25 protein-coding genes are annotated in these 25,260 nt (G+C 65.4%); 8 read left to right on the plus strand and 17 right to left on the minus strand.

Annotated elements, in window-relative coordinates; translation table 11 throughout:
• Positions 1-54: 54 nt before the first annotated feature.
• The 6 genes from leuC to ffh form a co-directional block, all read right to left on the minus strand.
• Positions 55-1,461 carry a 3-isopropylmalate dehydratase large subunit gene (gene leuC, locus AAFG16_RS00800; RefSeq protein ID WP_342736540.1) on the minus strand — a complete coding sequence of 469 codons (1,407 nt, stop codon included), beginning with the start codon at positions 1,459-1,461 and terminating at the stop codon, positions 55-57.
• Between the two features lie 326 nt (positions 1,462-1,787).
• Positions 1,788-2,168 (minus strand): 50S ribosomal protein L19, encoded by a 381-nt coding sequence (rplS, locus tag AAFG16_RS00805; RefSeq protein ID WP_018643929.1) that lies wholly within the window; start codon positions 2,166-2,168, stop codon positions 1,788-1,790.
• A gap of 108 nt (positions 2,169-2,276) precedes the next feature.
• Entirely contained in the window at positions 2,277-3,032 is a 756-nt protein-coding gene (gene trmD / locus AAFG16_RS00810) for a tRNA (guanosine(37)-N1)-methyltransferase TrmD (RefSeq protein WP_342736546.1), read from the minus strand.
• 117 nt (positions 3,033-3,149) lie between these two features.
• Positions 3,150-3,707 (minus strand): ribosome maturation factor RimM, encoded by a 558-nt coding sequence (gene rimM, locus AAFG16_RS00815; protein WP_342736548.1) that lies wholly within the window; start codon positions 3,705-3,707, stop codon positions 3,150-3,152.
• Between the two features lie 9 nt (positions 3,708-3,716).
• Entirely contained in the window at positions 3,717-4,049 is a 333-nt protein-coding gene (gene rpsP, locus AAFG16_RS00820) for a 30S ribosomal protein S16 (protein ID WP_027561838.1), read from the minus strand.
• 87 nt (positions 4,050-4,136) lie between these two features.
• On the minus strand, positions 4,137-5,684 hold the full coding sequence (gene ffh, locus AAFG16_RS00825) for a signal recognition particle protein (RefSeq protein ID WP_342736550.1): 1,548 nt from the start codon (positions 5,682-5,684) through the stop codon (positions 4,137-4,139).
• Positions 5,685-6,150: 466 nt separating this feature from the next.
• Between ffh and AAFG16_RS00830 the strand changes: the two genes are divergently transcribed.
• Positions 6,151-7,215, plus strand: coding sequence for an MBL fold metallo-hydrolase (locus AAFG16_RS00830; protein ID WP_342736552.1), 1,065 nt, complete (start codon positions 6,151-6,153; stop codon positions 7,213-7,215).
• A 192-nt stretch (positions 7,216-7,407) separates the two neighbouring features.
• Here the strand turns inward: AAFG16_RS00830 and AAFG16_RS00835 are convergent, their stop codons facing one another.
• Complete coding sequence (locus AAFG16_RS00835) at positions 7,408-8,109, minus strand: SIMPL domain-containing protein (protein ID WP_342736554.1); 702 nt, start codon at positions 8,107-8,109, stop codon at positions 7,408-7,410.
• Positions 8,110-8,114: 5 nt separating this feature from the next.
• Positions 8,115-8,882, minus strand: a complete 768-nt coding sequence (locus AAFG16_RS00840; RefSeq protein ID WP_283083120.1) for a GyrI-like domain-containing protein — start codon at positions 8,880-8,882, stop codon at positions 8,115-8,117.
• Positions 8,883-9,121: 239 nt separating this feature from the next.
• On the opposite strand from AAFG16_RS00840, the gene dapF reads away from it, so the two are divergent.
• Positions 9,122-9,997, plus strand: coding sequence for a diaminopimelate epimerase (dapF, locus tag AAFG16_RS00845; protein ID WP_283083121.1), 876 nt, complete (start codon positions 9,122-9,124; stop codon positions 9,995-9,997).
• The gene (gene mtaB, locus AAFG16_RS00850; protein ID WP_342736556.1) at positions 9,997-11,250 is read left to right on the plus strand and encodes a tRNA (N(6)-L-threonylcarbamoyladenosine(37)-C(2))-methylthiotransferase MtaB; all 1,254 of its coding nucleotides are present in this window, start codon (positions 9,997-9,999) and stop codon (positions 11,248-11,250) included. The genes dapF and mtaB overlap by 1 nt, the downstream gene beginning before the upstream one ends.
• A 132-nt stretch (positions 11,251-11,382) precedes the next feature.
• On the opposite strand, the gene AAFG16_RS00855 is transcribed toward mtaB, so the two are convergent.
• The gene (locus AAFG16_RS00855; RefSeq protein ID WP_342736558.1) at positions 11,383-12,492 is read right to left on the minus strand and encodes a DUF2336 domain-containing protein; all 1,110 of its coding nucleotides are present in this window, start codon (positions 12,490-12,492) and stop codon (positions 11,383-11,385) included.
• Positions 12,493-12,765: 273 nt separating this feature from the next.
• Complete coding sequence (locus AAFG16_RS00860; protein ID WP_342736560.1) at positions 12,766-13,467, minus strand: RNA pseudouridine synthase; 702 nt, start codon at positions 13,465-13,467, stop codon at positions 12,766-12,768.
• A 225-nt stretch (positions 13,468-13,692) separates the two neighbouring features.
• Between AAFG16_RS00860 and ftsY the strand changes: the two genes are divergently transcribed.
• Together ftsY and AAFG16_RS00870 are read left to right on the plus strand one after the other, a co-directional pair.
• Positions 13,693-14,640 (plus strand): signal recognition particle-docking protein FtsY, encoded by a 948-nt coding sequence (ftsY, locus tag AAFG16_RS00865; RefSeq protein WP_342736562.1) that lies wholly within the window; start codon positions 13,693-13,695, stop codon positions 14,638-14,640.
• A 148-nt stretch (positions 14,641-14,788) separates the two neighbouring features.
• Positions 14,789-15,391 (plus strand): septation protein A, encoded by a 603-nt coding sequence (locus AAFG16_RS00870; protein WP_283083126.1) that lies wholly within the window; start codon positions 14,789-14,791, stop codon positions 15,389-15,391.
• A 9-nt stretch (positions 15,392-15,400) separates the two neighbouring features.
• Here the strand turns inward: AAFG16_RS00870 and AAFG16_RS00875 are convergent, their stop codons facing one another.
• The 5 genes from AAFG16_RS00875 to ccmA all read right to left on the minus strand — a co-directional run bounded on the left by AAFG16_RS00875 (position 15,401) and on the right by ccmA (position 18,596).
• Positions 15,401-15,994 (minus strand): DsbE family thiol:disulfide interchange protein, encoded by a 594-nt coding sequence (locus AAFG16_RS00875; RefSeq protein ID WP_342736564.1) that lies wholly within the window; start codon positions 15,992-15,994, stop codon positions 15,401-15,403.
• Positions 15,991-16,176, minus strand: a complete 186-nt coding sequence (ccmD, locus tag AAFG16_RS00880; RefSeq protein WP_342736566.1) for a heme exporter protein CcmD — start codon at positions 16,174-16,176, stop codon at positions 15,991-15,993. Before ccmD ends, AAFG16_RS00875 begins: the two co-directional genes overlap by 4 nt.
• Positions 16,173-16,958, minus strand: coding sequence for a heme ABC transporter permease (locus AAFG16_RS00885; protein ID WP_283083129.1), 786 nt, complete (start codon positions 16,956-16,958; stop codon positions 16,173-16,175). Before AAFG16_RS00885 ends, ccmD begins: the two co-directional genes overlap by 4 nt.
• Before the next feature lie 92 nt (positions 16,959-17,050).
• Positions 17,051-17,719: a heme exporter protein CcmB gene (gene ccmB, locus AAFG16_RS00890; RefSeq protein WP_063198473.1), complete on the minus strand. Its 669-nt coding sequence runs from the start codon at positions 17,717-17,719 to the stop codon at positions 17,051-17,053.
• Between the two features lie 274 nt (positions 17,720-17,993).
• A complete protein-coding gene (ccmA, locus tag AAFG16_RS00895; RefSeq protein ID WP_342736570.1) occupies positions 17,994-18,596 on the minus strand; it encodes a heme ABC exporter ATP-binding protein CcmA in 603 nt (200 codons plus the stop codon).
• 240 nt (positions 18,597-18,836) lie between these two features.
• Between ccmA and acnA the strand changes: the two genes are divergently transcribed.
• The 3 genes from acnA (at position 18,837) to AAFG16_RS00910 (ending at position 23,557) form a co-directional block, all read left to right on the plus strand.
• Entirely contained in the window at positions 18,837-21,557 is a 2,721-nt protein-coding gene (gene acnA, locus AAFG16_RS00900; RefSeq protein ID WP_342736572.1) for an aconitate hydratase AcnA, read from the plus strand.
• A gap of 218 nt (positions 21,558-21,775) precedes the next feature.
• Complete coding sequence (locus AAFG16_RS00905) at positions 21,776-22,552, plus strand: DUF1223 domain-containing protein (protein ID WP_342736574.1); 777 nt, start codon at positions 21,776-21,778, stop codon at positions 22,550-22,552.
• Between the two features lie 633 nt (positions 22,553-23,185).
• Positions 23,186-23,557 (plus strand): DUF2794 domain-containing protein, encoded by a 372-nt coding sequence (locus tag AAFG16_RS00910; RefSeq protein WP_283083133.1) that lies wholly within the window; start codon positions 23,186-23,188, stop codon positions 23,555-23,557.
• 110 nt (positions 23,558-23,667) lie between these two features.
• Here AAFG16_RS00910 and AAFG16_RS00915 read toward each other — a convergent pair whose 3' ends face one another.
• Positions 23,668-24,198: an N-acetyltransferase family protein gene (locus AAFG16_RS00915; RefSeq protein WP_342736576.1), complete on the minus strand. Its 531-nt coding sequence runs from the start codon at positions 24,196-24,198 to the stop codon at positions 23,668-23,670.
• A 222-nt stretch (positions 24,199-24,420) separates the two neighbouring features.
• A complete protein-coding gene (locus tag AAFG16_RS00920) occupies positions 24,421-25,212 on the minus strand; it encodes a Bax inhibitor-1/YccA family protein (RefSeq protein ID WP_025575992.1) in 792 nt (263 codons plus the stop codon).
• Positions 25,213-25,260: the final 48 nt, after the last annotated feature.

The raw sequence follows: 25,260 nt of genomic DNA on the forward strand, positions 1-25,260 counted from the left end.
CGGCGCTGCCGATTAACGGCGGTTTGCCGGGTTAGCTCAAATTGCAGGGATGGCTTAGCGCCAGTCCCTGACGTCGACGAAGTGACCCGCGATCGCCGCTGCGGCGGCCATCGCCGGCGACACCAGATGGGTACGGCCCTTGAAGCCCTGGCGGCCTTCAAAGTTGCGGTTCGAGGTCGAGGCGCAGCGCTCTTCCGGCTTCAGCTTGTCCGGGTTCATCGCAAGGCACATCGAGCAACCGGGCTCGCGCCATTCGAAGCCGGCCTTGATGAAGATCTTGTCGAGACCCTCAGCCTCCGCCTGCTCCTTCACGATGCCGGAGCCCGGCACCACCATGGCGTTGACGTTGGCCGAAACGGTCTTGCCTTCCGCGATCTTGGCGGCGGCGCGCAGGTCCTCGATGCGGCCATTGGTGCAGGAGCCGATGAAGACGCGGTCGAGCTTGATGTCGGTGATCTTGGTGCCGGCGGTCAGGCCCATGTACTTCAAGGCGCGGTGCTTGGAGAGACGCTTGGCCTCATCCGCGATCTTGTCGGGATCGGGCACGATGCCGGTCACCGAGATCACGTCCTCAGGGCTGGTGCCCCAGGTCACGATCGGCGGCAGTTTTGCCGCATCGAGGCGCAGCTCGTGGTCGAAATGCGCGCCTTCGTCGGAGCGCAAGCCCTCCCAATAGCGCATCGCCGCGTCCCAGGCCGCGCCCTTCGGCGACTTCGGCCGGTCGCTCAGGAAATCGTAGGCCTTCTGGTCGGGCGCAACGAGGCCGGCGCGGGCGCCGCCTTCGATCGACATGTTGCAGACCGTCATGCGGCCTTCCATCGACAGCGAACGGATCGCATCGCCGGCGTATTCCAGCACATAGCCGGTGCCGCCCGCGGTGCCGATCTCGCCGATGATGGCCAAGATAATATCCTTGCCGGTCACGCCGTTGGGCAATTTGCCGTCGACGGTGACGCGCATGTTCTTGGCCTTCTTCTGGATCAGTGTCTGCGTCGCCAGCACGTGCTCGACCTCCGAGGTGCCGATGCCGTGCGCGAGCGCGCCGAACGCGCCATGCGTCGAGGTGTGGCTGTCACCGCAGACGATGGTGGTGCCGGGCAGAGTAAAGCCCTGCTCGGGGCCGATGACGTGGACGATGCCCTGGCGCTTGTCGAACTCGTTGTAATATTCGATGCCGAATTCCTTGGCGTTCTCGGCGAGCGCCTTGATCTGCTCGATGCTTTCAGGATCGGGATTGGGCTTGGTGCGGTCAGTGGTCGGCACGTTGTGATCGACGACCGCGAGCGTCTTCTCGGGCGCGTGGACCTTGCGCCCCGTGGCGCGCAGGCCTTCGAACGCCTGCGGCGAGGTCACCTCGTGCACCAGATGGCGGTCGATATAGAGAAGGCAGGTGCCGTCGTCGGCTTCGTGCACCAGATGGTCGTTCCAGATCTTGTCGTACAGGGTGGTCGGCTTGGACATGAGCGTCAGCTCCGAAGGAATGTGTGTAAGCGATGAGCGCGGCGAGCGCGCGGGCAACCAAATCGTCAGCGCAGCTTTTAGGCTGCGCGCGTAAGCTCTGACGTTGCCGAGGTCGCGAAGCGTCCGAAGAACCGGCCAGGCAGCCGCGAGCGATCGTCGATGACGATGCGTTGGGGGCTTACGAAGCTGGTCAGATCTGGAAACATTCTAGGAATATATAGCAGGCCGATTTGGAAGCGCGAGGGCTTTGACGCGCACGGCTGACGCAACAAAAAAGCGCGGAGCCGAGCCCCGCGCTTTTGAAAAGCTTGCCTGGTGGCGAAAGCTTACTCGCCGACGGCGGCCTGACGGTCCTGCTTCTCGACGATGCGGGCCGACTTGCCGCGGAGGTTGCGGAGGTAATAGAGCTTGGCGCGACGCACCTTGCCGCGGCGCACCACCTTGATCGAGTCGATCATCGGGGAGAGCAGCGGGAATACGCGCTCGACGCCCTCGCCGTAGGAGATCTTGCGGACGGTGAAGCTCTCGTTGAGGCCACCGCCGGAACGGCCGATGCAGACGCCTTCATAGGCCTGCACGCGGGTGCGGTCGCCTTCGACGACCTTCACGTTGACGATCACGGTGTCGCCGGGGGCGAATTCCGGGATCTCCTTGGTGGCGGAGAGCTTCTCGAACTGCTCTTTTTCAAGCTGTTGGATCAGGTTCATGGGGTAATCTCCATCGGCGCGCCCAGCCGCAGATCGGGGGCTGCGCGAAATTCGTCTATCCAGCCATTGCGGATGTGGCCGCTCCTATAAGGCAAGCCGGAGCGTTTGTCACCCGTCTGTCTTGTTTTTTGGCGTTTTTTGGCGACGGGGCCGATTCGGGGGCTTGGGCGGGATTTGGGCCCATAAATCCGGCCGCCGGGCCTCTGTCAGGGCCTCGGATTGCGCCCGCCGCCAGCTAGCAACCTTGGCATGGTCGCCGGAGGTGAGGATGTCGGGGATCGGAACCCCCTCGAACAGCTGCGGGCGGGTGTATTGGGGATATTCGAGCAGGCCGTCCGAGAAGCTTTCCTCGGTTCCCGAGGCTTCCTTGCCCATCACCCCAGGCAGCAGCCGGACGCAGGCGTCGATCAGGGCTAAAGCTGCGATTTCGCCCCCGGACAGCACGTAATCGCCGATCGAGACCTCCTCCAGGCCGCGGCCGTCAATCACCCGCTGGTCGATCCCTTCGAACCGACCGCAGACGATCAGGGGCCCGGGGCCTTGCGCGAGCTCTTTCACGCGGCCCTGGGTCAGTGGCCGACCGCGCGGGCTCATCAGCAGGCGCGGCCGATCCGGAGCGATCTCGGCGGCATCAATCGCGGCCGCCAGAACATCCGCCCGCAGCACCATGCCCGGCCCGCCGCCGGCCGGCGTGTCATCGACGCTGCGATGGCGGTCGGTCGCAGAGGCCCTTATGTCCCGCGCCTCGATCTCCCACAGCCCGCCCGCCAGCGCCCGGCCGGCCAGGCTCACGCAGAGCGGCCCCGGAAACATCTCCGGAAACAGCGTCAGCACCGTCGCGCGCCAGGGTGAGGGGGTTGTCATGGTCTCTCAACTCTCGTCGTCCCGGGGCGCGCGAAGCGCGAGCCCGGGACCCATAACCACCGCTCTTCGTTTTGCGATGATCGGGGCCATCAGCTTAGCCAAAACCACGGCCTGTGGTTATGGGTCCCCGCTTTCGCGGGGACGACTCGCGGAGGGATCGTTGCCTTCGTCGTCGCCCTCGATCTCCTGCGGCAGCGCAATCACGACGCGGCCGCCTTTGAGATCGACCTCGGGCACTACCGCATTCGAGAACGGCAGCAGCATCGTCGGCCCCTTGAGCGGCGCGATCTCGATGATGTCGCCGGCGCCGAAATTGTGGATCGCGAGCACGCGGCCGAGCGCATCGCCGTCGGTGGTGACGGCGGCGAGCCCAATCAGATCGGTGTGGTAATATTCGTCCTCGTCCGTCGCGGGCAGTTTCTCGCGCGCAACGTAGAGCTCGATGCCGTTGAGGCGCTCGGCCTCATCGCGGGTCGTGACGCCCTTGAACGTCGCGACCAGATGATCCTTGGCCTCGCGCGCCGTTGCGACCTCGAACTGGCGCTTGCCGTCCTTGGCGAGAAGCGGACCGTAGCGGCGGACGGCAAACGGATCTTCGGTGAAGGTCCATAGTTTGACCGCACCGCGCACACCATGCGCGGCGCCGATCCGCGCGACGCAGACCAGCGCCGACATGATCTGGCCTTAGGCCTTCGCGGCGGCTTCGGCCTGCGCCTTGCGCTCCTTGCGCGGCACGGCCTTCTCGGGGTTGTTGCGCGCTTCGCGCTTCTTGACGCCGGCGGCATCGAGGAAACGCATCACGCGGTCCGACGGCTGCGCGCCCTTGGCGAGCCAGGACTTCACCTTCTCCATGTCGAGCTTCAGGCGGGTCTCGTTGTCCTTCGGCAGCAGCGGATTGAAATAGCCGAGACGCTCGATGAAGCGGCCGTCGCGGGGAAAACGCGAATCGGCGACGACGACGTGATAGACGGGACGCTTCTTGGTGCCTGCGCGGGCGAGGCGGATAACGACGGACATTCAGTTCTCCTTCAAAGTACGTTTTGTTCGGTTGATTGGTATTTTCGCGCCGCGCGAGACCGGTTGCGATCCCGTGCGACGAATTCCTCATTTCTTCTTGCCCGGGAAACCGCCGAGGCCCGGCAGCGTCGGCTTGCCGCTCAGCCCGGTCAGTCCGGGAAGGTTGGGCAGGCCGCCGCGAAGACCGGGCGGCAGATCCTTCGGCAGGTTGGGCAGACCCTGTCCGCCGCCGCTCTGCATCTTCTCCTGCAGCGCCTTCATCTCTTCGGGCGAGGGCATCTTCATGCCGCCGCCAAATCCCATGGCCTGCGCGATACCGGCGAGCGGGCCGCGCTTGCCCGAGCCCATGGCCTTCATCACGTCGGCCATGTTCCGGTGCATCTTCAGGAGCTTGTTGACGTGCTCGACGCTCTGGCCACTGCCGGCGGCGATGCGCTTCTTGCGGCTGGCCTTGAGCAGGTCGGGATGGCGGCGCTCGTCGCGCGTCATGGAATCGATGATCGCGACCTGGCGCTTCAAAATCTTGTCGTCGATGCCGGCGGCCGCGATCTGGTTCTTCATCTTGGAGATGCCGGGCATCATACCCATCAGCCCGCTGATGCCGCCCATGTTGGACATCTGCAGCAGCTGCTCGCGCATGTCGTTGAGGTCGAACTGACCCTTGCGCATGCGCTCGGCAGTGCGCGCGGCCTTCTCGGCGTCGATGTTTGCCGCGGCCTTCTCGACCAGCGAGACCACGTCGCCCATGCCGAGGATGCGGCCGGCGATACGGTCAGGATGGAAGTCCTCCAGCGCGTCGGTCTTTTCACCAGTGCCGATCAGCTTGATCGGCTTGCCGGTGACGGCGCGCATCGACAGCGCGGCGCCGCCGCGGCCGTCGCCGTCGACGCGGGTCAGCACGATGCCGGTGAGGCCGACGCGCTGATCGAAGGCGCGCGCGAGGTTCACCGCGTCCTGGCCGGTGAGACTGTCGGCGACCAGCAGCACTTCATGCGGATTGGCCGCTGCTTTGATGCTGGCTGCTTCCGCCATCATCTCTTCGTCGAGCGTGGTGCGGCCGGCGGTGTCGAGCAGCACGATGTCGTAGCCGCCGAGCTTGCCGGCTTCCAGCGCGCGTTTTGCGATTTGCGGCGGCTGCTGGCCCGCCACGATCGGCAGGGTCGGGATGTCGAGGTCGCGGCCGAGGACGGCCAGCTGCTCCATCGCCGCCGGGCGATAGACGTCGAGCGAGGCCATCAGCACCTTGCGCTTGTCGCGCTGGACCAGGCGGCGGGCGAGCTTTGCGGTGGTGGTCGTTTTACCCGAGCCTTGCAGACCGACCATCATGATCGGCACCGGCGGCACGGAATTGACGTCGATGGTCTGGCCTTCCGCGCCGAGCGTGTTGACCAGCTCGTCATGGACGATCTTGACCACCATCTGGCCGGGCGTGACCGACTTGACGACGGTGGCGCCGATCGCCTGCTCGCGGACGCGCTCGGTGAAGCTGCGCACCACTTCGAGCGCGACGTCGGCTTCCAGCAGCGCGCGGCGCACCTCGCGCATCGCGGCGTCGACGTCCTTTTCGGTCAGCGCACCGCGCCCCGTCAGACGATCGAGAATGCCACCAAGCCGTTCCGACAGATTGTCGAACAATGCCGTTGTCCTGTTGCTGTCCCCTGATGAGGGGCGCGCCGTTATTTTCCGCTGTCATGCCCCGGCTTGACCGGGGCATCCAGTACGCCGCGGCACCTCGGTTCTCGCCGAGCCGCCGCTGGAATACTGGATCCCCCGCCTGCGCGGGGGATGACCACTCACTTGGGTAAGCAATCTTCCAAACACCTTTACGCCCGAGGGCGCACAGCGCTGTCGGGCGTTGACCTCCGGCCTCCAGGGCCGGTCGGCGGGTCGAAAAGAAAGCCTTTCCGAGAAAGTGGCGGGGTTAAACGCCGCTCCCGCCCAAAAGTCAAGGAAAGTTAGGGTGCCGGGGCGCCTTTGCCGAGGCCAGGTCCTGAAATAAGGCCTTGAAATCTGGCCACTTCCGGCGACGGGTTCCTTTTTCGCCCGTCCCGCCCATATAGCCGGTCATGACTTCCCTCCGCTATCATCACTGAAGCCGCCCGTGCGCATCACCCGCCGCCGCCTGTTCGGGGTGCTGGCCGGGGCCGGCGCCCTCGTCGGTGTTCCGTCCTTTTGGATGTCCCGCATGAAAACCTATGATGGTCCCGTCTCCGATCATTTCGACGGCCTGCACTTCTTCGACCCCAACGGGGCGTCGCCACGATCGCTCGGCGAGGTCCTGCGCTGGCAGTTCGGCGGCGGCCGCAAGCGCGAGACCTGGCCGGACTGGGTCCCCAGCCCCCATGCCGACATCCCGCCCCCGCGGGTCGATGGCGACAAGGTGCGGCTCTCCTTCATCGGCCATGCCAGCTGGCTGATCCAGGCCGGCGGGCTCAACATCCTGGTCGACCCCGTCTGGTCGATGCGGGTCTCGCCGGTCGCCTGGGCGGGTCCGAAGCGGCACAACGATCCCGGCATCGCCTTCGAGAAGCTGCCGAAGATCGACGTCGTGCTGGTCTCGCACGGGCACTACGACCATCTCGACATCGCGACGCTGTCGCGGCTCGCCAAGAATTTCGCCCCGCGCGTGGTCACCCCGCTCGGCAACGACGTGACGATGCGGAGCTCCGATCCCACCATCAAGGTGGAAGCGTTCGACTGGCACGATCGCGTCGAGCTCGGCGAAGGCGTTGCGGTGCATCTGGTGCCGACGCGGCACTGGACCGCGCGCGGCGTGTTCGATCGTAACAAGGCGCTGTGGGCGAGCTTTGTCTTGGAGACGCCGGCAGGGAAAATCTATGTCGTCTGCGATTCCGGCTATGGCGATGGCGGGCATTTCCGTCGCGTCGCGGAGAAGCACGGGACGTTACGCCTCGCGATCCTGCCGATCGGCGCCTACGAGCCGCGCTGGTTCATGCGCGACCAGCACATGAACCCGGAAGACGCAGTGAAGGCGCTGGCCGATTGCGGCGCCGAGGCCGCGCTCGGGCATCATCACGGCACGTTCCAGCTGACGGACGAAGCGATCGACGCGCCGGCGAAAGCGCTAGTGGAAGCACTGGACGTCGCGAAGATTCCGCAGGAGCGGTTCGTCGCGATGAAGCCGGGGCAGGTGGTGGAGATTTAGCGTCAATCTCCGCTGTCGTCCCGGGGCGCGACGAAGTCGCGAGCCCGGGACCCATAACCACAGGGAGACGTTTGGCGAGGACTCGGAGTTACCGCCTGCGCGCAACAACCACTGCCTGTGGTTATGGGTCCCCGCCTTCGCGAGGACGACACCATTGGTGTTGCGGCGATGTGCCTCTTACGAAGCCCCGTCTTACTGCCCCTGCTTGATCGCCCAGCTCACATTCACCGTCACCGACAGCGTCTCCTCGCCCGGCGCGACCGCAGCAGGCGCAGCCATTGGCGCTGTCGCCATCCGCGCCTTGAACAGCGGCACCGGGCCGCCACCCTCGGATACACTGAGCGGCGCGCCCAGCGTCACGCCGGTGGCCTTGGCGTAGATCTCGGCCTTGCGGCGCGCATCGGCCACCGCCTGCTCGCGCGCATCGTCGAGCAGTTTTGACGCCTGCGTCACCTCGAACGAGATGTTGCCTATGTCGTTGGCGCCGGCGCCAACCAGCGTGTCGATGATGCCGGCGACCTTGGTCACGTCGCGAATTTTCACGGTGACGCGGTTACTGGCGCGGAAGCCGACGACAGGAGAGGCGCCGGTGGATTTGTTCTGGCCGTATTGCGGCTGCAGCGACAGCCGCGAGGTCTGGTAATCCTTCTCGGCGATGCCGGCGCCCTTCAGCGCCAGCAGCACCTTGCCCATCGCGGCGTTGTTGGCGTCGGAGGCCTCTTTCGCCGTCTTGGCGTCATTGGCGACGCCGGCATCGATCTGCGCAAGGTCCGGCGCTGCGGAAACATTGGCTTCGCCGCTCACCGTAATGGCGGAGGGAAAATCATCGGCGAGGGCAGGCGTTGCCAGCAGCGTGGCGGCGAAAGCGGCAGCGAGTACGGCAGGCTTCTTCATCTCTCTCACTTCAATGGCACGAACACGTTGATCACGAGCTTGTCCTCGGCCGTCTTCAGGGGATCGGTGAGGTACTCCTCGATGAAGGTGTCCTTGGCTTCCAGCTTCTTGTCGTCGAGGTGATTGGTGATCGCCTCGTAGGTGTTGTCCATGTTGTCGTAGGAGCCGCGATGGACGAATTTCAGCGCCTTGCCCTCCGGCGACTTGCCGATGCTCATGTCCTTGGACAGGTTCTTCGGATCCTGCTCGACCGGAATCTCGGCGAGGAAGGTGAAGCCGGTGTCGTCGGTCGAGGTGTAGACGATCATCGAATTGCCTGATGGCTTGATGCCCTGCTTGTCCAACAGCGTGTTCAGCGCCTTGAAGGCGTCGATCAGGGTGTCGAAGGCCGAGTCCCAATTGGCAGTGCCCTTGACCATCACGACCTTCTTGGCCTCGAGCGTGGTCTCCTGGCCGAACGGGTCGGCGGTCTGCACCGGGGCGGGCGTGGCCGCGGCTGCGGGCGGCGGGGCTGCCGGGCTGGGTGAGGCGCTGGCTGCGGGCGAAGGCGTAGCTGCAGGTGCCGGTGAGGCGCTCGCGGCCGGCGCCGGGCTTGCCGCTGGCGCGGGCGAAGCGCTTGCGGCCGGGGCGGGCGATGCCGACGGGGCCGGCGAAGGGCTTGCTGATGCGGCTGGTGCCGGGCTCGGGGTCTGCGCCAGGGCGCCGGACAGGCCAATCGACATGGCCGCCGCCGGGATCAGCGCGGCCAGAGCGAGACGACGAAAGCTGATCATTTTACTCTCCCCAAGACCTTGTACACCAAGGCCTAAATCCATCCTTGCGCCCGCCCGCGCGTCCCTCCCCGCGCGAGTCGCGCCGTTCTAACACGCGAGCGCCGAATTCGTCCCATGACAGATGCGTCATGGCAGCTCACCTTGGCAGTTCACCTTGGCAGACACCCTCGGTCGCCGCCAAATGACTGGCCAAGCCGGCAAGGATCGCCATATAAGGCAGGCGAAATTCGGGAATTTTCATGAGCGCGCTGGCCAACCACGCATTTGCCAAGATGAACGGCATCGGCAACGAGATCGTCGTTGTCGACATGCGCGATTCTGCCTCGCCCGTGACGCCGGACGACGCCCGCGCGGTGGCGTCCGCTCAAGGCGGCGTGCCCTACGACCAGCTCATGGTGCTGCAGAAGCCGCGGCTCGACGGCACCGAGGCCTTCATCCGCATCTACAACAATGACGGCTCCGAGGCCGGCGCCTGCGGCAACGGCATGCGTTGCGTGGTGCGGCGGATTTTCGAGAGGACCGGCCAGACCACGGCGACGTTCGAGACCGCGGCCGGCCTGCTCAATGCCTGGCAGGGTCCGGCGCCCGATCTCTACACCGTCGACATGGGCGCGCCGAAGTTCGGCTGGCAGGACATTCCGCTGGCTGAGGAGTTTCGCGATACCCGCTACATCGAATTGCAGATCGGGCCGATCGACAATCCGATCCTGCATTCGCCCTCGGCCGTGAGCATGGGCAATCCGCACGCGGTGTTCTGGGTCGACGACGTCAACGCCTACGACCTCGGCCGCTTCGGTCCGCTGCTGGAAAATCATCCGATCTTCCCCGAGCGCGCCAACATCACGCTGGCGCATATCGTCGATCCCCAGCACATCACGATCCGCACCTGGGAGCGCGGCGCAGGCCTGACCCGGGCCTGCGGTTCGGCGGCCTGTGCGACTGCGGTCGCGGCTGCGCGGCTGAAGCGCGCCGAGCGCAATGTCGAGATCACGCTGCCCGGCGGCAAGCTCGGCATCGAATGGCGCGAGCGCGACGATCATGTGCTGATGACCGGCACGGCGACCTTCGAATACGAAGGCAATTTCGATCCGGCGCTGTTCGCGCCGGTCGGGTAATGGCCGTCGACGTCGTCAGCTTCGGCTGCCGCCTCAACGCCTTCGAGGCCGAGGTGATCCGCCGCGAGGCCGAGGGCGCGGGGCTCGAAGACACCATCGTCATCAATAGCTGCGCCGTCACCAATGAGGCCGTGGCGCAGGCGCGCCAGTCGATCCGCAAGCTGAGGCGCGAGCGGCCTTCGGCGCGCATCGTCGTCACCGGCTGCGCGGCGCAGACGCAAAGCGCGATGTTCGCCGACATGGCCGAGGTCGACCGCGTCGTCGGCAATGACGACAAGCTGCGCGGCGAAGCGTGGCGCGAGGCGCGCAACGCTTTCGACCTTGGCGCCAGCGAGAAGATCGCCGTCAGCGACATCATGGCGGTCAAGGAGATGGCGCCGCATCTGATCGACGGCTTTGCGCGCGGCCTGCCGCGCGTGTTCGTGCAGGTTCAGAACGGCTGCGACCATCGCTGCACCTTCTGCATCATCCCCTATGGCCGCGGCAATTCGCGTTCGGTGCCGATGGGCGCGGTGGTCGATCAGGTGCGGACGCTGGTGGAGCGCGGTCATGCCGAGATCGTGCTGACCGGCGTCGATCTCACCAGCTACGGCACTGACCTGCCCGGCGCGCCGAAGCTCGGGATGCTGACCAAGCAGATCCTGCGGCATGTGCCCGAGCTCAACCGCCTGCGTATCTCCTCGATCGATTCGATCGAAGCGGACGCCGATCTGCTGGATGCCATCGCTGACGATGCGCGGCTGATGCCGCACCTGCATCTGTCGCTGCAATCCGGTGACGACATGATCCTGAAGCGCATGAAGCGGCGGCATTCGCGGAAGCAAGCGATCACGTTCTGCGACCAGGTCCGCCGCCTCCGCCCGGATATCGCGTTGGGTGCCGACATCATCGCGGGATTCCCGACCGAGACCGAGGAGATGTTTTTGCGCTCGCTCGATCTGGTCGAGGAGTGCGGCCTGACATTCCTGCACGTCTTCCCCTATTCGCCGCGCCCCGGCACGCCGGCCGCGCGCATGCCGCAGGTCGCGGGTGGCGCGATCAAGCAGCGCGCGAAGCGGTTGCGGGCGGCCGGTGAGGTGGCGCTACGGCAGCGGCTGCAAGCCGAGATCGGCGCGACGCGCGATGTGCTGATCGAGAGTGACGGGCAGGGACGCACGGAGCACTATCTGCCGGTGGCGATTGCGGGCGGACGTGTGGGCAGCGTCGTGCAGCTGATGATTGCCGGCAGCGATGGCGAGCGGCTGACCACGTAATCAGTGTCGTCGCCCGGCTTGACCGGGCGACCCAGTACGCCGCGGCCTCTTCGTATTCCATAATCGTCTCTGGAATACTGGATCACCCGCTTTCGCGGGTGATGACACCGTCAATTTGGCGAATGGCACGCCTTACTGCGCCCTGACCTGCCAGAACCTGAGCGTCCGCCGCGCGTTCTCCGGCGTCATCCGCGCAAAATGCCCTTGCGCTCTGACTATGTCGGCCGGCTTCATCGCGCCGGTGGCGTAACGGCTTTCGAGCACGGCGGCCGTGGTTTCCCAGCGGAGCTGCGCGGCCTTGCACGGCACCAGCAGGCCGTCGTCGCGCAGGCTCTGCATCAGCGGGCGAATCACCTCGACGGTCGAGCCGGACAGCGCGGCCAGAGCCGCGACGGTCTCCTCATAGCGCCGTTGCATGGCGAAGCCGAGCAGCGTCGCCTCGTTGAGCTGGCCGGCGGCCTTGAGACTGGCGATCGCGCGCTTGGCGCCTTCGAAATCGCGGACTGCAGACATCTCGCGCTCGACGCCGACCGTGACGGCCGTGATCGCGCCCTGGATTTCCTCGAACAGATGTGGCGGCGCGCGCGACAACAGGCGGGTGCGCACCGCATCCGTTGCCGAGCGCAGCAATTGCCGGCGCAGGTCCGACGGCAGATCGACGCGGACGCCGACACTGACGGCGAGCTCGGGATCGCTCTCGGCCTGTCCGACGATGAGGGCAAATCCGTTGCCTGAGACGCGCGCGCCCGGATTGGTCGCGAGGCGCCGGCTGACGCTGGGATAACGCCGCGCCAGCAGCGCGTCGGTGACGATCTCCTTCAGCCACCAGCGCCCGGCGACCGCGAGCAGATGCGGCTCGCCCTTGCTGGAGGCGATCTTCACGAGCTCGCCGTCGTCGAGGCGTGCGGATTCTTGCAGCACGGGGCCGGCGATGCGGATCTCGTCATTGTTGGCGAGGCGGCGGATGACGGAGGGCGGCGCCTGCGCGATCGGCGCGAGCTGCGCGCTGATCTCGGCCAAGGCAACGCGCGCGCCGATGTCGGCGATGGCGCGCAGCTCGATGGTGCCGATCAGGCGCTCGAGCACATCGTCGAACAGCGCGATCTGCTCGTCGTCAAAGCTGCCGGCGGAAGAGAGGAACAGATCGGTGACGCGCCGGGCGGTTTCCAGGCCCTTTTCCGCCGAGCCCATCCGAATCGCGGATTCGACCTCGTCGATGATCGATAGTTCGGCCTTGGACATGACGCGCAGCTCGTCCTGAGCGGATTGACGGAAGCTTGTTCTAAGCAACCGCTATCATTAGAGGCGAGCGCTGAAGGTTTCGTAAACCATGGGGCGGGAGCGGTTGGCGTTGGCGAGCCGCCGCCGCGAATGCGGTGCGCTCCCTCCCCCGCTTGCGGGGGAGGGCTGGGGAGAGGGTGTCTCCACAATCGAGAACCCCCAAGAGGAGAAAGCCCTCACCCGCGCCTTCGGCGCGACCTCTCCCGCAAGCGGGAGAGGTGAACGGCACCGCTGCTACTCCCCATTCCACCCGCACGCCCTGAGCTTCTCATGCATGTGCGGCGGGGCCGGCGCGACCACGCGGACCGGCTCCTTGTTCCGGGAGATCGGCACCACGATCTCGCGGGAATGCAGGTGCAGCTTCGGCTCGCCGAAGCGCGGGCCGTTGCCGTAAATGTTATCGCCGAAGATCGGCCAGCCGGATGCGGCCGAATGCACCCGCAATTGGTGGGTCCGCCCGGTCACCGGTTCCATGACGAGCCAGGTGAAACCGTCGCCCCGCCCCATCACCTTCCAGTTAGTGACGGCCTTCTGGCCTTCAGGGTCGGGCTTCTGCCACCAGCCGCGCTCGGCATTGAGCCGGCCGAGGGCTAAGTCGATCGTGCCTTCGTCCTCGGCAGGGCCGCCCTCGACCACCGTCCAGTAGGTCTTGCCGATCTTGCCGTGTTTGAACAGCAGGCCGAGCGACGCGGTCGCCTTGCGATGGCGGCCGAGCACGAGGCAGCCGGAGGTGTCCTTGTCCAGCCGGTGGGCCAGCACCGGCGGCCGCGGCAGGCCGAACCGGAGCGCATCGAAGGAATCCTCCAGATTGGGGCCGCCCTTGGGCCCGCGATGCACGGGAAGGCCGGCCGGCTTGTCGATCACCAGCATCAGGCCGTCGCGGTGGAGCACACGGGCCAGGATCTCGTCGGCGGTCAATTGGGGAACATCGAGCAATCGCAGGACTTTCGGTCAAGACTTTCGTTTGGCAGCCGGAACGGCTAACACACCACCAGTGCGGTGGATTTGGCATTCGCTCAGCGGCAGCCGCGAAATGCGAAGCGAATGCCAAATCCAGGGCCGCACTGGCAACAATATTTTCTCGTGCCGCTCTTCGATTTGAAGTTCCTAACCGGACTTGCGGCAAGAGAGTAGGAACTTCAAATCGGCGGCACGAGAACCATGAACGATACCACGTCAGATCCCCCCAAGCTGAGCTGGTGGCGCCGCCTGTCCAACGGGCTGAAGCGCACCTCGTCCTCGCTCGGGACCGCGGTCGCCGATCTCGTCACCAAGCGGAAGCTTGACCGCGCCATGCTCGACGACATCGAGGACGTGCTGCTGCGCGCCGACCTCGGCACTTCGGTCGCGGTGCGGATCGCGGACGCGGTCGGCACCGGGCGCTACGACAAGGCGATCTCGGCGGACGAGGTCAAGGACGTCGTCGCGACCGAGGTCGAGAAGGTGCTGGCGCCGGTCGCAAAACCCCTTGTGATCGATACGGCGAAAAAGCCGTTCGTCATTCTCGTCGTCGGCGTCAACGGCTCCGGCAAGACCACGACCATCGGAAAACTCTCGCAAAAATTCGCCTCCGAAGGCCGCAAGGTGATGCTGGCCGCCGGCGATACGTTTCGCGCTGCCGCCATCGAGCAGCTCAAGGTCTGGGGCGAGCGCACCAAAACGCCGGTCATCGCCGGCGCGCAGGGCTCAGATTCGGCGAGTCTTGCCTTCAACGCGCTGACGGCGGCGAAGGAGCAGGGCATCGACGTGCTCCTGATCGACACCGCCGGCCGGCTCCAGAACAAGGCCGAGCTGATGAACGAGCTCGAAAAGGTCGTGCGCGTGATCCGCAAGGTGGATGACACTGCGCCGCATGCCGTGCTGCTTGTGCTGGACGCCACCGTGGGCCAGAACGCGCTGTCGCAGGTCGAGGCCTTCCATCGCACCGCCGGGGTCACCGGCCTCGTGATGACCAAGCTCGACGGCACCGCGCGTGGCGGCATCCTGGTGGCGCTCGCGGAGAAATTCAAACTGCCGGTGCATTTCATCGGCGTCGGCGAGGGCGTCGACGATCTCGCCGCCTTCACAGCGCGCGATTTCGCCCGCGCGATCGCCGGAATCGAGTCATAGGTTTTCTTTCGTCATCCCCCGCGAAGGCGGGGGATCCAGTATTCCGAGGCGCCTGTGGTCTGCAACGAGCGGCGCGGTGTACTGGATGCCCCGCCCCCAGTGCGCAATTGCGCACAAGGCGGGGCATGACAGCAACAAAGGTCAGGTAATGGACAAGACCCAGCCGCATCCGCTGTTCAAGCTTGCCACCGAGCTCGGTCCGCTGCTCGTGTTCTTCTTCGTCAATGCGAAGTTCAATTTGTTCGCCGCCACCGGCGCCTTCATGGTCGCGATCGTCGCGGCGATGATCGCGTCCTATGTGGTGACGCGTCACATCCCGATCATGGCGGTTGTCACCGGCGTCATCGTGCTGGTGTTCGGGACGCTGACCCTGGTGCTGCATGACGAGACCTTCATCAAGGTCAAGCCGACCATCATCTATGGCCTGTTCGCCGCGATCCTCGGCGGCGGCCTCCTGTTCGGCCGCTCCTTCATCGCCGTGATGTTCGACCAGATGTTCAATCTGACGCCGCAGGGCTGGCGCATCCTCACGCTGCGCTGGGCGCTGTTCTTCGCCGGCATGGCGGTGCTGAACGAGATCGTCTGGCGCACCCAGAGCACGGACTTCTGGGTGAACTTCAAGGTGTTCGGGGTGACCACGATCACGATGATCTTCGCCATCGCCCAGATGCCGCTGACCAAGCGCTACGGCATCGAGCCGGCCTCGCTGGAGGCGAGCGAGGCTGAGGCGGGGGATGTGAGGAAGGGGTGACGGTCTTGGCTAAGATCCCGCCTTCAACGCCTTCTCCATCTGCGGCAACAGCACCGTCCGCAGATTGTCCGGCGTGATCGGCCCGACCAGCTTGTAGACGATCGTGCCCTCGCGGCCGACGACAAAGGTCTCCGGCACGCCGTAGACACCCCATTCGATCGAGGCGCGGCCGTTGGCGTCGACGCCGACGCGGCCGAACGGGTTGCCGTAGCGCCCCAGGAAACGCCGCGCGTTGTCGGCGCTGTCCTTGTAGTTGATGCCGACGAGCTCGAAGCGCTTGTCTTTTGCCAGTTCGGTCAGCAGCGGCGCCTCGTCGTGGCACGGCACGCACCAGGACGCCCAGACATTGACGAGGCTGACCTTGCCCTTGAATGCGGCAGGATCGAGCCCCGGCACCTGCGCATTGCCGGTCTGTAGTCCCTCGAGCGGCGGCAGCGTGGTCTGCGGCGCCGGACGACCGATCAGCGCGGAGGGGATTCGCGAGGGATCGCCGCTGCCGAGCCGGAACCAGAACAGGAGCGCAAGCGCTATGAAGGCGAGCAGCGGCAGCACCATCAGGAAGGTGCGGCGCTGCGGTGCCGCGGGTGTCGATTGTTCGCTCATGATCGATCCGTCGCGCTGCGGCCCGAGCGGCGCGTGACGCCGCTGCGGTCAAGCTCGCGCAGGCGCTCGGTCTGGCTGCGATAGTCGAGCACGATCCAGCCGACCAGGATTGCGACCACGAGAGCCACGGCGGCATAGGACGTCACGATGAAGGACGCATAGGGACCAAGCGACATCGTCATGCGGCCCCTTTTGACGCGTTTTCTTCACGCGAACCGGTGCCCATTTCGGTTGAAAACGCGATGCGGCTTGCCTGCATCATCTGCAGCGAGCGGACACGTCGGCGTAAAATCTCGTTGCGCATGGCGGCCAGATGCAGCGTGACGAACAGCAACGTGAACGCGATCGCCATCACCAGCAGCGGGACCAGGAACGACTTGTCGAGCGTCGAGCCGCCCATGCGCATCACCGAGGCCGGCTGGTGCAGCGTGTTCCACCAGTCCACGGAGAACTTGATGATCGGCAGATTGATCGCGCCGACCAGCGTCAGCACGGCGGCGGCGCGCGCCGCGCGCGAGGGATCGTCGACCGCGCGCCACAGCGCCATCAGGCCGAGATACATCAGGAACAGGATCAGCACCGAGGTCAGCCGCGCGTCCCATTCCCAATAGGTGCCCCACATCGGCCGGCCCCACAGCGAGCCCGTCAGCAGCGCGAGGAAGGTGAAGCTGGCGCCGATGGGCGCTGCCGCCTTCGCGGCGACGTCGGCGAGCGGATGCCGCCACACCAGCGTGCCGAGCGAAGCGATGCTCATCACGCCCCACACGAACATCGACAGCCAGGCATTGGGCACGTGGATGAACATGATCTTGACGGTCGCACCCTGCTGATAATCGTCGGGTGCGAGCGCCGATTGATAGAGGCCGATCGCGAGCAGGATGACGGTCGCGGCCGCAAGCCACGGCAGCAGCCGCGCGGTCAGCGCGAGGAACCGTGTCGGATTGGCGAGGTCGATCAGCGTCATGGTCTTTTGATTAATCACAGGTCAGCGCTCACGCAATCAGCATAAAAGCGCGCAGCGAAAGTTGATCGGGGTCAAGGACGGCCGAGCCATGGTCAGTCGAGCCCGTGCCGCAGGCTTGCCGCCGCCGCGAACGGGCCGATCACGAGGCTGACCAGCGACAGCGCGCACAGGATCGAGAACGGCGCGCCGAACGTCATGGGGCCGACGATCACGGCCTGCGAGGCCGCAACGCCGAAAATCAGCACTGGGATAGACAGCGGCAGCACCAGCACCGCCATCAGGAGCCCGCCCCGGTGCAGCGTCACCGCCAGTGCCGCGCCGATCATGCCGGTGAAAGTGAGGGCCGGAGTGCCTGCCAGCAGCGTCAGCGCCACCGCAGCGGTGGCGACCATGTCGAGATTGAGCAACAGGCCAAGCACGGGGGTTGCGACAATCAGCGGCAGCCCCGCCGCTAGCCAATGCGCCAGCGCCTTAGCCGCGCAGGCGAGTTCCAGCGGGGTCCGGCTCATGGTGATCAGGTCGAGCGAGCCGTCCTCGTGATCGGCCATGAACAGCCGGTCAAGCGTCAAAAGGCTCGCCAGCAGTGCGCCAAGCCACAGGATCGCGGGCCCGAGCCGCGACAGCAGCGCCAGATCGGGTCCCACCGCGAACGGCATCAGCACGACGACGGTCAGGAAGAACAGCACGCCGATCAGCGCCCCGCCGCCGACGCGGAGCGCGATCCTGATGTCCCGGCGGATCAGGGCGGAGAGGGCGGTCATGGGGGGCCTCCCGCGAGGCGGCCATGGGAGCCCGGCTCGCGCTCCCGGCAAACCGCGCTCCCTCCCCCCTTGCGGGGGAGGGCGGGGGAGAGGGGTAGCTCCGGGCGCGGTGCCTTTGAGGGGCGGATTGCAAACAGCAATGCACCTGCTTTCCCGACGCTTGAACCGAGAGGTCTTGCCGTGCGGCACCCCTCTCCCTGACCCTCCCCCGCAAGGGCGGAGGGAATGCAGAGAGCAGCGCCCGGCCGCTCGGAAAACTGAGGGTGCTTCGATTTCACGCCATCCCCCCGATCCGCAGCTCCCGCGATTCGATCCCGAGCGGCGCATGGGTCGCTGCGATGATCATCCCGCCGTGCCCCAGATGCTCCCGCATCAGCCCCCCGAACATCTCCTGGCCGGCGACATCCAGCGCATTGGTCGGCTCGTCCAGCAGCCAGATTGGCCGACGGACCGTCAGCAGCCGGGCCAGCGAGAGCCGGCGGCGCTGGCCGGCGGAGAGGAACGCGGCGGGCAGGTGGGTGGCGTGGTCGAGGCCGACAATGGCAAGGCTTTCAGCGGCGTCACCGCGCTCGCCGCCCAGGAAATCAGCCCAGAATGACAGATTTTCAGCCACGCTCAGCGCAGGCTTCAGGGCGTCGCGATGGCCGAGATAGTGGCACTGCTCGGCCAGCGTCATGTCGGCGTCGCCCCCGTCCAGTACGATCGTGCCGCCGGCCGGAACGAGCAGGCCGGCGATCAGCCGCAGCAGCGAGGTCTTGCCCGAGCCGTTGCGGCCGACCACCGCCACGGCTTCGCCGGAGACGGCCTCGAAATCGAGCCCGGCAAACACCTCGCGGCCGCCGCGCACGCAGGTGACCTCTCGCCCGGACAGCTGCATCTTGCCTGGTATCAACCCGTCCACCGTCGGGCCTCAGGAAAACTTGGGGTAGCGCATCAGAATTTTTGGCTCGCGACTTGCTGGGTTCGATTGTGGCTGTGGCGGCGCGGTTAGAAAGCTTCTATAAGCCCGGAACTACTTGATGCAGCAACTCAACCTGCCCCTGCAAGCGACCCAGCCTGCTATGCTGACGGTGTTAAAATACCCTGCCGGGTATAACTGACAATTGGGATTTCCTACATGACCTCGCTCGACAGCTTCAAATGCAAAAAGACCCTCAAGGTCGGCGCCAAGACCTATGTCTATTACAGCCTGCCCACGGCCGAGAAGAATGGTCTGAAGGGAATTTCGAAACTCCCCTATTCGATGAAGGTCCTGCTCGAGAATCTCCTGCGCAATGAGGACGGCCGCTCGGTCAAGAAGGAAGACATCGTCGCGGTGTCGAAGTGGCTGCGCAAGAAGTCGCTGGAGCATGAGATCGCGTTCCGCCCGGCCCGCGTGCTGATGCAGGACTTCACCGGCGTCCCGGCCGTCGTCGACCTCGCCGCGATGCGCAACGCGATGCAGAAGCTTGGCGGCGATGCCGAGAAGATCAACCCCTTGGTGCCGGTCGATCTCGTCATCGACCACTCCGTGATCGTGAACTTCTTCGGCGACAACAAGGCTTTCGCCAAGAACGTCACGGAAGAGTACAAGCAGAACCAGGAGCGCTACGAGTTCCTGAAGTGGGGCCAGAAGGCGTTCTCGAACTTCTCCGTCGTGCCGCCCGGCACCGGCATCTGCCATCAGGTCAATCTCGAATATCTCTCCCAGACGGTCTGGACCAAGAAGGAGAAGATGACGGTCGGCAAGAAGACCGGCACCTTCGAGGTCGCCTATCCCGACTCGCTGGTCGGCACCGACTCCCACACCACCATGGTCAACGGTCTCGCCGTGCTCGGCTGGGGCGTCGGCGGCATCGAGGCGGAAGCCTGCATGCTCGGACAGCCGCTGTCGATGCTGCTGCCGAACGTCGTCGGCTTCAAGCTGAAGGGCGCGATGAAGGAAGGCGTCACCGCGACCGACCTCGTGCTGACCGTGACGCAGATGCTGCGCAAGCTCGGCGTCGTCGGCAAGTTCGTCGAGTTCTTCGGCCCCGGTCTCGACAATCTCTCGGTCGCCGACAAGGCGACGATCGCCAACATGGCGCCCGAATACGGCGCGACCTGCGGCTTCTTCCCGGTCGACGCCGCCGCGATCGACTACCTCAAGACCTCCGGCCGCGCGCCCGCGCGCGTCGCGCTGGTGCAGGCCTATGCCAAGGCGCAGGGCCTGTTCCGCACCGCCAAGTCGGCCGATCCGGTGTTCACGGAAACGCTGACGCTCGACCTCGCCGATGTCGTGCCGTCGATGGCCGGCCCGAAGCGTCCCGAAGGCCGCATCGCGCTGCCGTCGGTCGCAGAGGGCTTCTCGCTCGCGCTCGGCACCGAGTACAAGAAGGCCGAGGAGCCCAACAAGCGCTTTGCCGTCGAAGGCAAGAAATACGAGATCGGCCATGGCGACGTCGTCATCGCCGCCATCACCTCCTGCACCAACACCTCGAACCCGAGCGTCTTGATCGGCGCGGGACTGCTGGCGCGCAACGCGGCCGCAAAGGGCCTCAAGGCCAAGCCGTGGGTGAAGACCTCGCTCGCCCCGGGCAGCCAGGTGGTCGCGGGCTATCTCGCCGATTCCGGTCTGCAGGCCGATCTCGACAAGGTCGGCTTCAACCTCGTCGGCTTCGGCTGCACCACCTGCATCGGCAATTCCGGTCCGCTGCCGGAGGAGATCTCGAAGTCGATCAACGAGAACGGCATCGTCGCCGCGGCCGTGCTCTCCGGTAACCGCAACTTCGAAGGCCGCGTGTCGCCGGACGTGCAGGCGAACTATCTGGCTTCGCCGCCGCTGGTCGTCGCGCATGCGCTCGCCGGCAGCGTCACCAAGAACCTCGCGGTCGAGCCGCTCGGCGAAGGCAAGGACGGCAAGCCGGTTTACCTCAAGGACATCTGGCCGACCTCGAAGGAAATCAACGCCTTCATGAAGAAGTTCGTGACCGCCTCGATCTTCAAGAAGAAGTATGCCGACGTGTTCAAGGGCGACACCAACTGGCGCAAGATCAAGACCGCCGAGAGCGAGACCTATCGCTGGAACATGTCTTCGACCTATGTGCAGAACCCGCCCTATTTCGATGGCATGAAGAAGGAGCCGGAGCCGGTCACCGACATCGTCGAGGCGCGCATCCTCGCCATGTTCGGCGACAAGATCACCACCGACCACATCTCGCCGGCCGGTTCGATCAAGCTCACCTCGCCCGCCGGCAAATATCTCAGCGAGCACCAGGTGCGCCCGGCCGATTTCAACCAGTACGGCACGCGCCGCGGCAACCATGAAGTCATGATGCGCGGCACCTTCGCCAACATCCGCATCAAGAACTTCATGCTGAAGGGCGCTGACGGCAACATTCCGGAAGGCGGTCTCACCAAGCACTGGCCCGACGGCGAGCAGATGTCGATCTACGACGCCGCGATGAAGTACCAGCAGGAGCAGGTGCCGCTCGTCGTGTTCGCCGGTGCCGAATACGGCAACGGCTCCTCGCGCGACTGGGCCGCGAAGGGCACGCGTCTGCTCGGTGTGCGCGCCGTGATCTGCCAGAGCTTCGAGCGCATCCATCGCTCCAACCTGGTCGGCATGGGCGTGCTGCCGCTGACCTTCGAGGAAGGCACCTCGTGGCAGTCGCTGGGTCTGAAGGGCGACGAGAAGGTCACGCTGCGTGGCCTCGTCGGCGACCTCAAGCCGCGCCAGAAGCTGACCGCCGAGATCGTCTCCGGCGACGGTTCGTTGCAGCGCGTTTCGCTGCTCTGCCGCATCGATACGCTGGACGAGCTCGACTATTACCGGAACGGCGGCATCCTGCACTACGTGCTGCGCAAGCTCGCGGCCTAAGCGCGAATTTGTGAACAGTGGCTCACCGCGACGTGAGTAGAAGGTTAAACGAAGGCGGCCTATCACAGGGCCGCCTTCGCGCGTTTGCGGCATGCTTCAGATGGGCCCGCCCGGCGGAAATCCCGCCCAGGACGGTTGAATCTGCCGCGCCCCGTAAGATTACGGTGACCTTCAGGCGATAAGTTTCCCCTAACGACTGACGATGTGTGACGTTCGACATGACGACAATGATGGCTTCTAATCTGGCTTCGCGCTGGTCCGGTGCATTCTGGTCGGGAGCGCTCAGCATCTGCGCCATCGTCGCCATCATCCGTCCCGCGCACGCCGATCCGCGCGCCGTTGTCGAATTGTTTACCTCGCAGGGCTGCTCGTCGTGCCCGCCCGCCGACAAGATCATCGGCGATCTCGCCAGCGACCCCTCGATCATCGCGCTGAGCATGCCGATCGATTATTGGGACTATCTCGGCTGGAAGGACACGCTGGCGGATTCGCGTTTCTCGGCGCGGCAGCGTGCCTATTCGCGCATGCGCGGCGACCGCGAGGTCTACACGCCGCAGGTCGTCGTCAACGGCTCGGCGCACGTCATCGGCAGCGATCGTGCCGGCATCGAGAATGCGATCGGCAAGACCGACAAGAGCGGTGGCGTGATGAGCGTGCCGGTGACGATGTCGCTCTCGGGCAAGCAGATCAACGTGTCGGTGGCCGCGAGCAAGGAGCCGGCGGTCTCGCATGGCGAGGTCTGGATCTGCTCGGTCGCCAAATCGGTGCCGATCTCGATCGGCCGCGGCGAAAATCGCGGACAGCAGATCACCTATCACAACGTGGTGCGCAATTTGCTCAAGGTCGGCGACTGGACCGGTCGCTCGGAAAGCTGGACCGTGCCGCTCGAGAACCTCGCGCGCGACGGCGTCGACGGCGCGGTGGTCTATGTCCAGGACGGCAGCCGCGACAAGCCCGGCCCGATGCTGGGCGCGGCGTACACGTCGCTGCACTGATTCTCTCTAGCGTCGCACTCGCACCAACTCGTCATGTGGAGAGCGAGAGTATGCGCGAGATCGTCTCAGGAGATCTTGTCTCCCGTCATTCCGGGGCGCGCGAAGCGCGAGCTATGGTGCGCAATTGCGCACCTGAGAATCCATCGATCCACAATCCGAGCTGAGAAATGGATTCCGGGCTCGCGCCAAGCGGCGCGCCCCGGAATGACAGCGCGTCAGAAACAATCCGACCCAAACAAAAAAGGACCAACTTGCGTTGGCCCTCCTTGTCGCGCGTACAGACCCGATCCTGTTCGACCCCGGGGGGCTGGGGGCTGAGGAATCCGGAACCGAAAGGACCGGGCCAACGCACTCGAATCTTTTCGCAGTGCAGGGCGGCGGGCGCTTGGCGGAAAAGCGGCGACAGTATGATTCCTGCTAACGATCCCGTGACGCTTTGCCGCGACAAAGTTCCACTTTTGCGTGTGGGCGGATTCGTACCCCATCAGGCCGGTTGAGCCCAGAGCTCTGTCCCGGATTCGCAAGAGCCCTTGCGGCGCGGAGCGGTTGGCGCAATCATGTGATTGTCATGATCCGCGGTTCCGGGGACGGTTTCGCGGGCGCGGTCATGCTGTGTGCGATGAGGAGGCGCCCATGAGCCTGACGACGGAGGATGCCGATCCGAGCGAGCAGCGCGCGGCGGCGCGGCCCGTCGCGGCGAATGCGCAGCCGAACCGGGTGACGTTCAACCGGCTCGAGCTGCACCGTATTCTCAATCTCTACGGCCGCATGGTCGCCGACGGCGAGTGGCGCGACTATGCTATCGACTTCCTGAAGGACCGCGCGGTGTTCTCGGTCTATCGCCGCGCCTCGGAAGTGCCGATCTACCGCATCGAGAAGGACCCGCGCCTCGCGCGCAAGCAGGGCATGTACAGCGTGATCTCGGCAACCGGCCTGATCCTGCGCCGCGGCCACGAGCTCGAGCGCGTGCTGCTGGTGATCGACCGCAAGCTGGCGGTGGTCTAGCAGCACGACCGGTGCCGTAGGGTGGGCAAAGGCGCAAAGCGCCGTGCCCACGTCCTTTCTCTATCGCCGCGAATGGTGGGCACGCTATCGCTTTGCCCACCCTACGAGACCTACCTTGTCGGCACCGTCTTCGCGCCCTCGCCGAGGTCGCGCTGCATCATCACCGTGTCCAGCCAGCGGCCGAACTTCAGCCCGACATTGGGATGGGTGCCGATCATCTTGAAGCCGCCCCGGGTGTGCACGCCGATCGAGCCGGCATTGGCGGAATCGCCGATCACGGCGATCATCTGGCGGAAGCCGCGCGCCTCGCATTCGGTGATCAGCCGGTCCAGCAGCAGCGAGCCGATGCCGCGGCGGTGGAAACTCGGATCGAGGTAGATCGAGTTCTCGACCGTGAAGCGATAGGCCGGCCGTGGCCGGTAGGCGCCGGCATAGGCATAGCCGGCGATGCGGCCGTCGAGCACGGCGACGAAATAGGGATAGCCGCCGTCGATCAGCGCGCGGTAACGGCGCGTCATCTCGGCTAGGTCGGGCGGATCCAGCTCAAACGTCGCGGTGCCCTCGCGGACGGCCTGCTGGTAGATGGCGGTGATGGCGGAAAGGTCGGCCTCAAGCGTGGGCCTGATTTCAGGTGCGGACATGGGGGCGAGATTAGAGCCTTCCCGCTGGTGCTGGAAGGGGCCCGGCTGTCTCTACACCCGTCATTGCGAGCGCAGCGAAGCAATCCAGAGATGCGTCCGCGGAGGGACTCTGGATTGCTTCGTCGCAAGGGCTCCTCGCAATGACGAGGAGAGACCACCGCCCCCAAACAAAAACCCCGGCCTCTCGGCCGGGGTTCGTGTCCGTTCTCTCGGGTCTGGCGCTTAGTCGCGCTGGCCGAGGAGCTGCAGCAGCAGCGTGAACAGGTTGATGAAGTTCAGGTACAGCGACAGTGCGCCGGTGATGGCCGCACGCTCTGCGATGTCACCGCCGGCCGAGGCGTAGCCGTAGATGTAGTCGTTCTTCAGCCGCTGGGTGTCCCAGGCGGTGAGGCCCGCGAACACCAGCACGCCGACCACCGACACGATGAACTGCAGCATCGAGCTCGCCAGGAACAGGTTCACCAGGCTCGCGATGATGATGCCGATCAGGCCCATGAACAGGAACGAGCCCATGCCGGTCAGGTCACGCTTGGTGGTGTAGCCGTAGAGGCTCAGTGCACCGAAGGTCGCCGCGGTGATGAAGAACACCCGCACGATCGAGGTGTGGGTGAACACCAGGAAGATCGACGACAGCGAGATGCCCATCAGCGCCGAGAACACCCAGAACAGGATCTGGGCGGTCGAGGGGGCAAGACGGTTGATGCCCGCCGAGATCACGAACACCATCGCGAGCGGCGCGAGCATGAACAGCCACTTCAGGGGGCTGACGAACATCGCGTAGCCGAACGGGGTCAGGAACAGCTTGCCGACACGGACGGCTTCCGGCGTCGGAACGTCGGTCACGGCAGCCATGTAGACACCGAGCGCGGCCAGGCCGGTGATGGCGAGGCCAATGCTCATGTAATTGTAGATGCGCAGCATGTAGGCGCGCAGGCCGGCGTCGACCGTCGCGGCGTCAACACGCCCGGCGGCCCTGCCGAAAGGAGAAGCGTAGTTACGGTCTAGGTCCGACATGGTCGAATTCCCGTTGGTTGGCCGGTCCGGCATGAGGGTCGCCATGCC

It is taken from the genome of Bradyrhizobium sp. B117 (genome assembly GCF_038969555.1).
GTDB lineage: Bacteria > Pseudomonadota > Alphaproteobacteria > Rhizobiales > Xanthobacteraceae > Bradyrhizobium.

What these genes read in the sequence shown, in the direction of transcription:
- leuC (WP_342736540.1), bottom strand. Translation starts at nt 1,461, where the DNA reads ATGTCCAAGCCGACCACCCTGTACGACAAGATCTGGAACGACCATCTG.
- rplS (WP_018643929.1), bottom strand. Translation starts at nt 2,168, where the DNA reads ATGAACCTGATCCAACAGCTTGAAAAAGAGCAGTTCGAGAAGCTCTCC.
- trmD (WP_342736546.1), bottom strand. Translation starts at nt 3,032, where the DNA reads ATGACAACCCCCTCACCCTGGCGCGCGACGGTGCTGACGCTGTTTCCG.
- rimM (WP_342736548.1), bottom strand. Translation starts at nt 3,707, where the DNA reads ATGTCGGCGCTGGTCTGCGTCGCGCGGATCGGCGCCGCGCATGGTGTG.
- rpsP (WP_027561838.1), bottom strand. Translation starts at nt 4,049, where the DNA reads ATGTCCGTCGTTATCCGCCTCGCCCGCGCAGGCACCAAGAAGCGTCCC.
- AAFG16_RS00835 (WP_342736554.1), bottom strand. Translation starts at nt 8,109, where the DNA reads ATGAAGAAGCCTGCCGTACTCGCTGCCGCTTTCGCCGCCACGCTGCTG.
- AAFG16_RS00840 (WP_283083120.1), bottom strand. Translation starts at nt 8,882, where the DNA reads ATGATCAGCTTTCGTCGTCTCGCTCTGGCCGCGCTGATCCCGGCGGCG.
- dapF (WP_283083121.1), top strand. Translation starts at nt 9,122, where the DNA reads ATGAGCGCGCTGGCCAACCACGCATTTGCCAAGATGAACGGCATCGGC.
- mtaB (WP_342736556.1), top strand. Translation starts at nt 9,997, where the DNA reads ATGGCCGTCGACGTCGTCAGCTTCGGCTGCCGCCTCAACGCCTTCGAG.
- AAFG16_RS00855 (WP_342736558.1), bottom strand. Translation starts at nt 12,492, where the DNA reads ATGTCCAAGGCCGAACTATCGATCATCGACGAGGTCGAATCCGCGATT.
- ftsY (WP_342736562.1), top strand. Translation starts at nt 13,693, where the DNA reads ATGAACGATACCACGTCAGATCCCCCCAAGCTGAGCTGGTGGCGCCGC.
- AAFG16_RS00870 (WP_283083126.1), top strand. Translation starts at nt 14,789, where the DNA reads ATGGACAAGACCCAGCCGCATCCGCTGTTCAAGCTTGCCACCGAGCTC.
- AAFG16_RS00875 (WP_342736564.1), bottom strand. Translation starts at nt 15,994, where the DNA reads ATGAGCGAACAATCGACACCCGCGGCACCGCAGCGCCGCACCTTCCTG.
- ccmD (WP_342736566.1), bottom strand. Translation starts at nt 16,176, where the DNA reads ATGACGATGTCGCTTGGTCCCTATGCGTCCTTCATCGTGACGTCCTAT.
- AAFG16_RS00885 (WP_283083129.1), bottom strand. Translation starts at nt 16,958, where the DNA reads ATGACGCTGATCGACCTCGCCAATCCGACACGGTTCCTCGCGCTGACC.
- ccmB (WP_063198473.1), bottom strand. Translation starts at nt 17,719, where the DNA reads ATGACCGCCCTCTCCGCCCTGATCCGCCGGGACATCAGGATCGCGCTC.
- ccmA (WP_342736570.1), bottom strand. Translation starts at nt 18,596, where the DNA reads ATGCAGCTGTCCGGGCGAGAGGTCACCTGCGTGCGCGGCGGCCGCGAG.
- acnA (WP_342736572.1), top strand. Translation starts at nt 18,837, where the DNA reads ATGACCTCGCTCGACAGCTTCAAATGCAAAAAGACCCTCAAGGTCGGC.
- AAFG16_RS00905 (WP_342736574.1), top strand. Translation starts at nt 21,776, where the DNA reads ATGACGACAATGATGGCTTCTAATCTGGCTTCGCGCTGGTCCGGTGCA.
- AAFG16_RS00910 (WP_283083133.1), top strand. Translation starts at nt 23,186, where the DNA reads ATGAGCCTGACGACGGAGGATGCCGATCCGAGCGAGCAGCGCGCGGCG.
- AAFG16_RS00915 (WP_342736576.1), bottom strand. Translation starts at nt 24,198, where the DNA reads ATGTCCGCACCTGAAATCAGGCCCACGCTTGAGGCCGACCTTTCCGCC.
- AAFG16_RS00920 (WP_025575992.1), bottom strand. Translation starts at nt 25,212, where the DNA reads ATGTCGGACCTAGACCGTAACTACGCTTCTCCTTTCGGCAGGGCCGCC.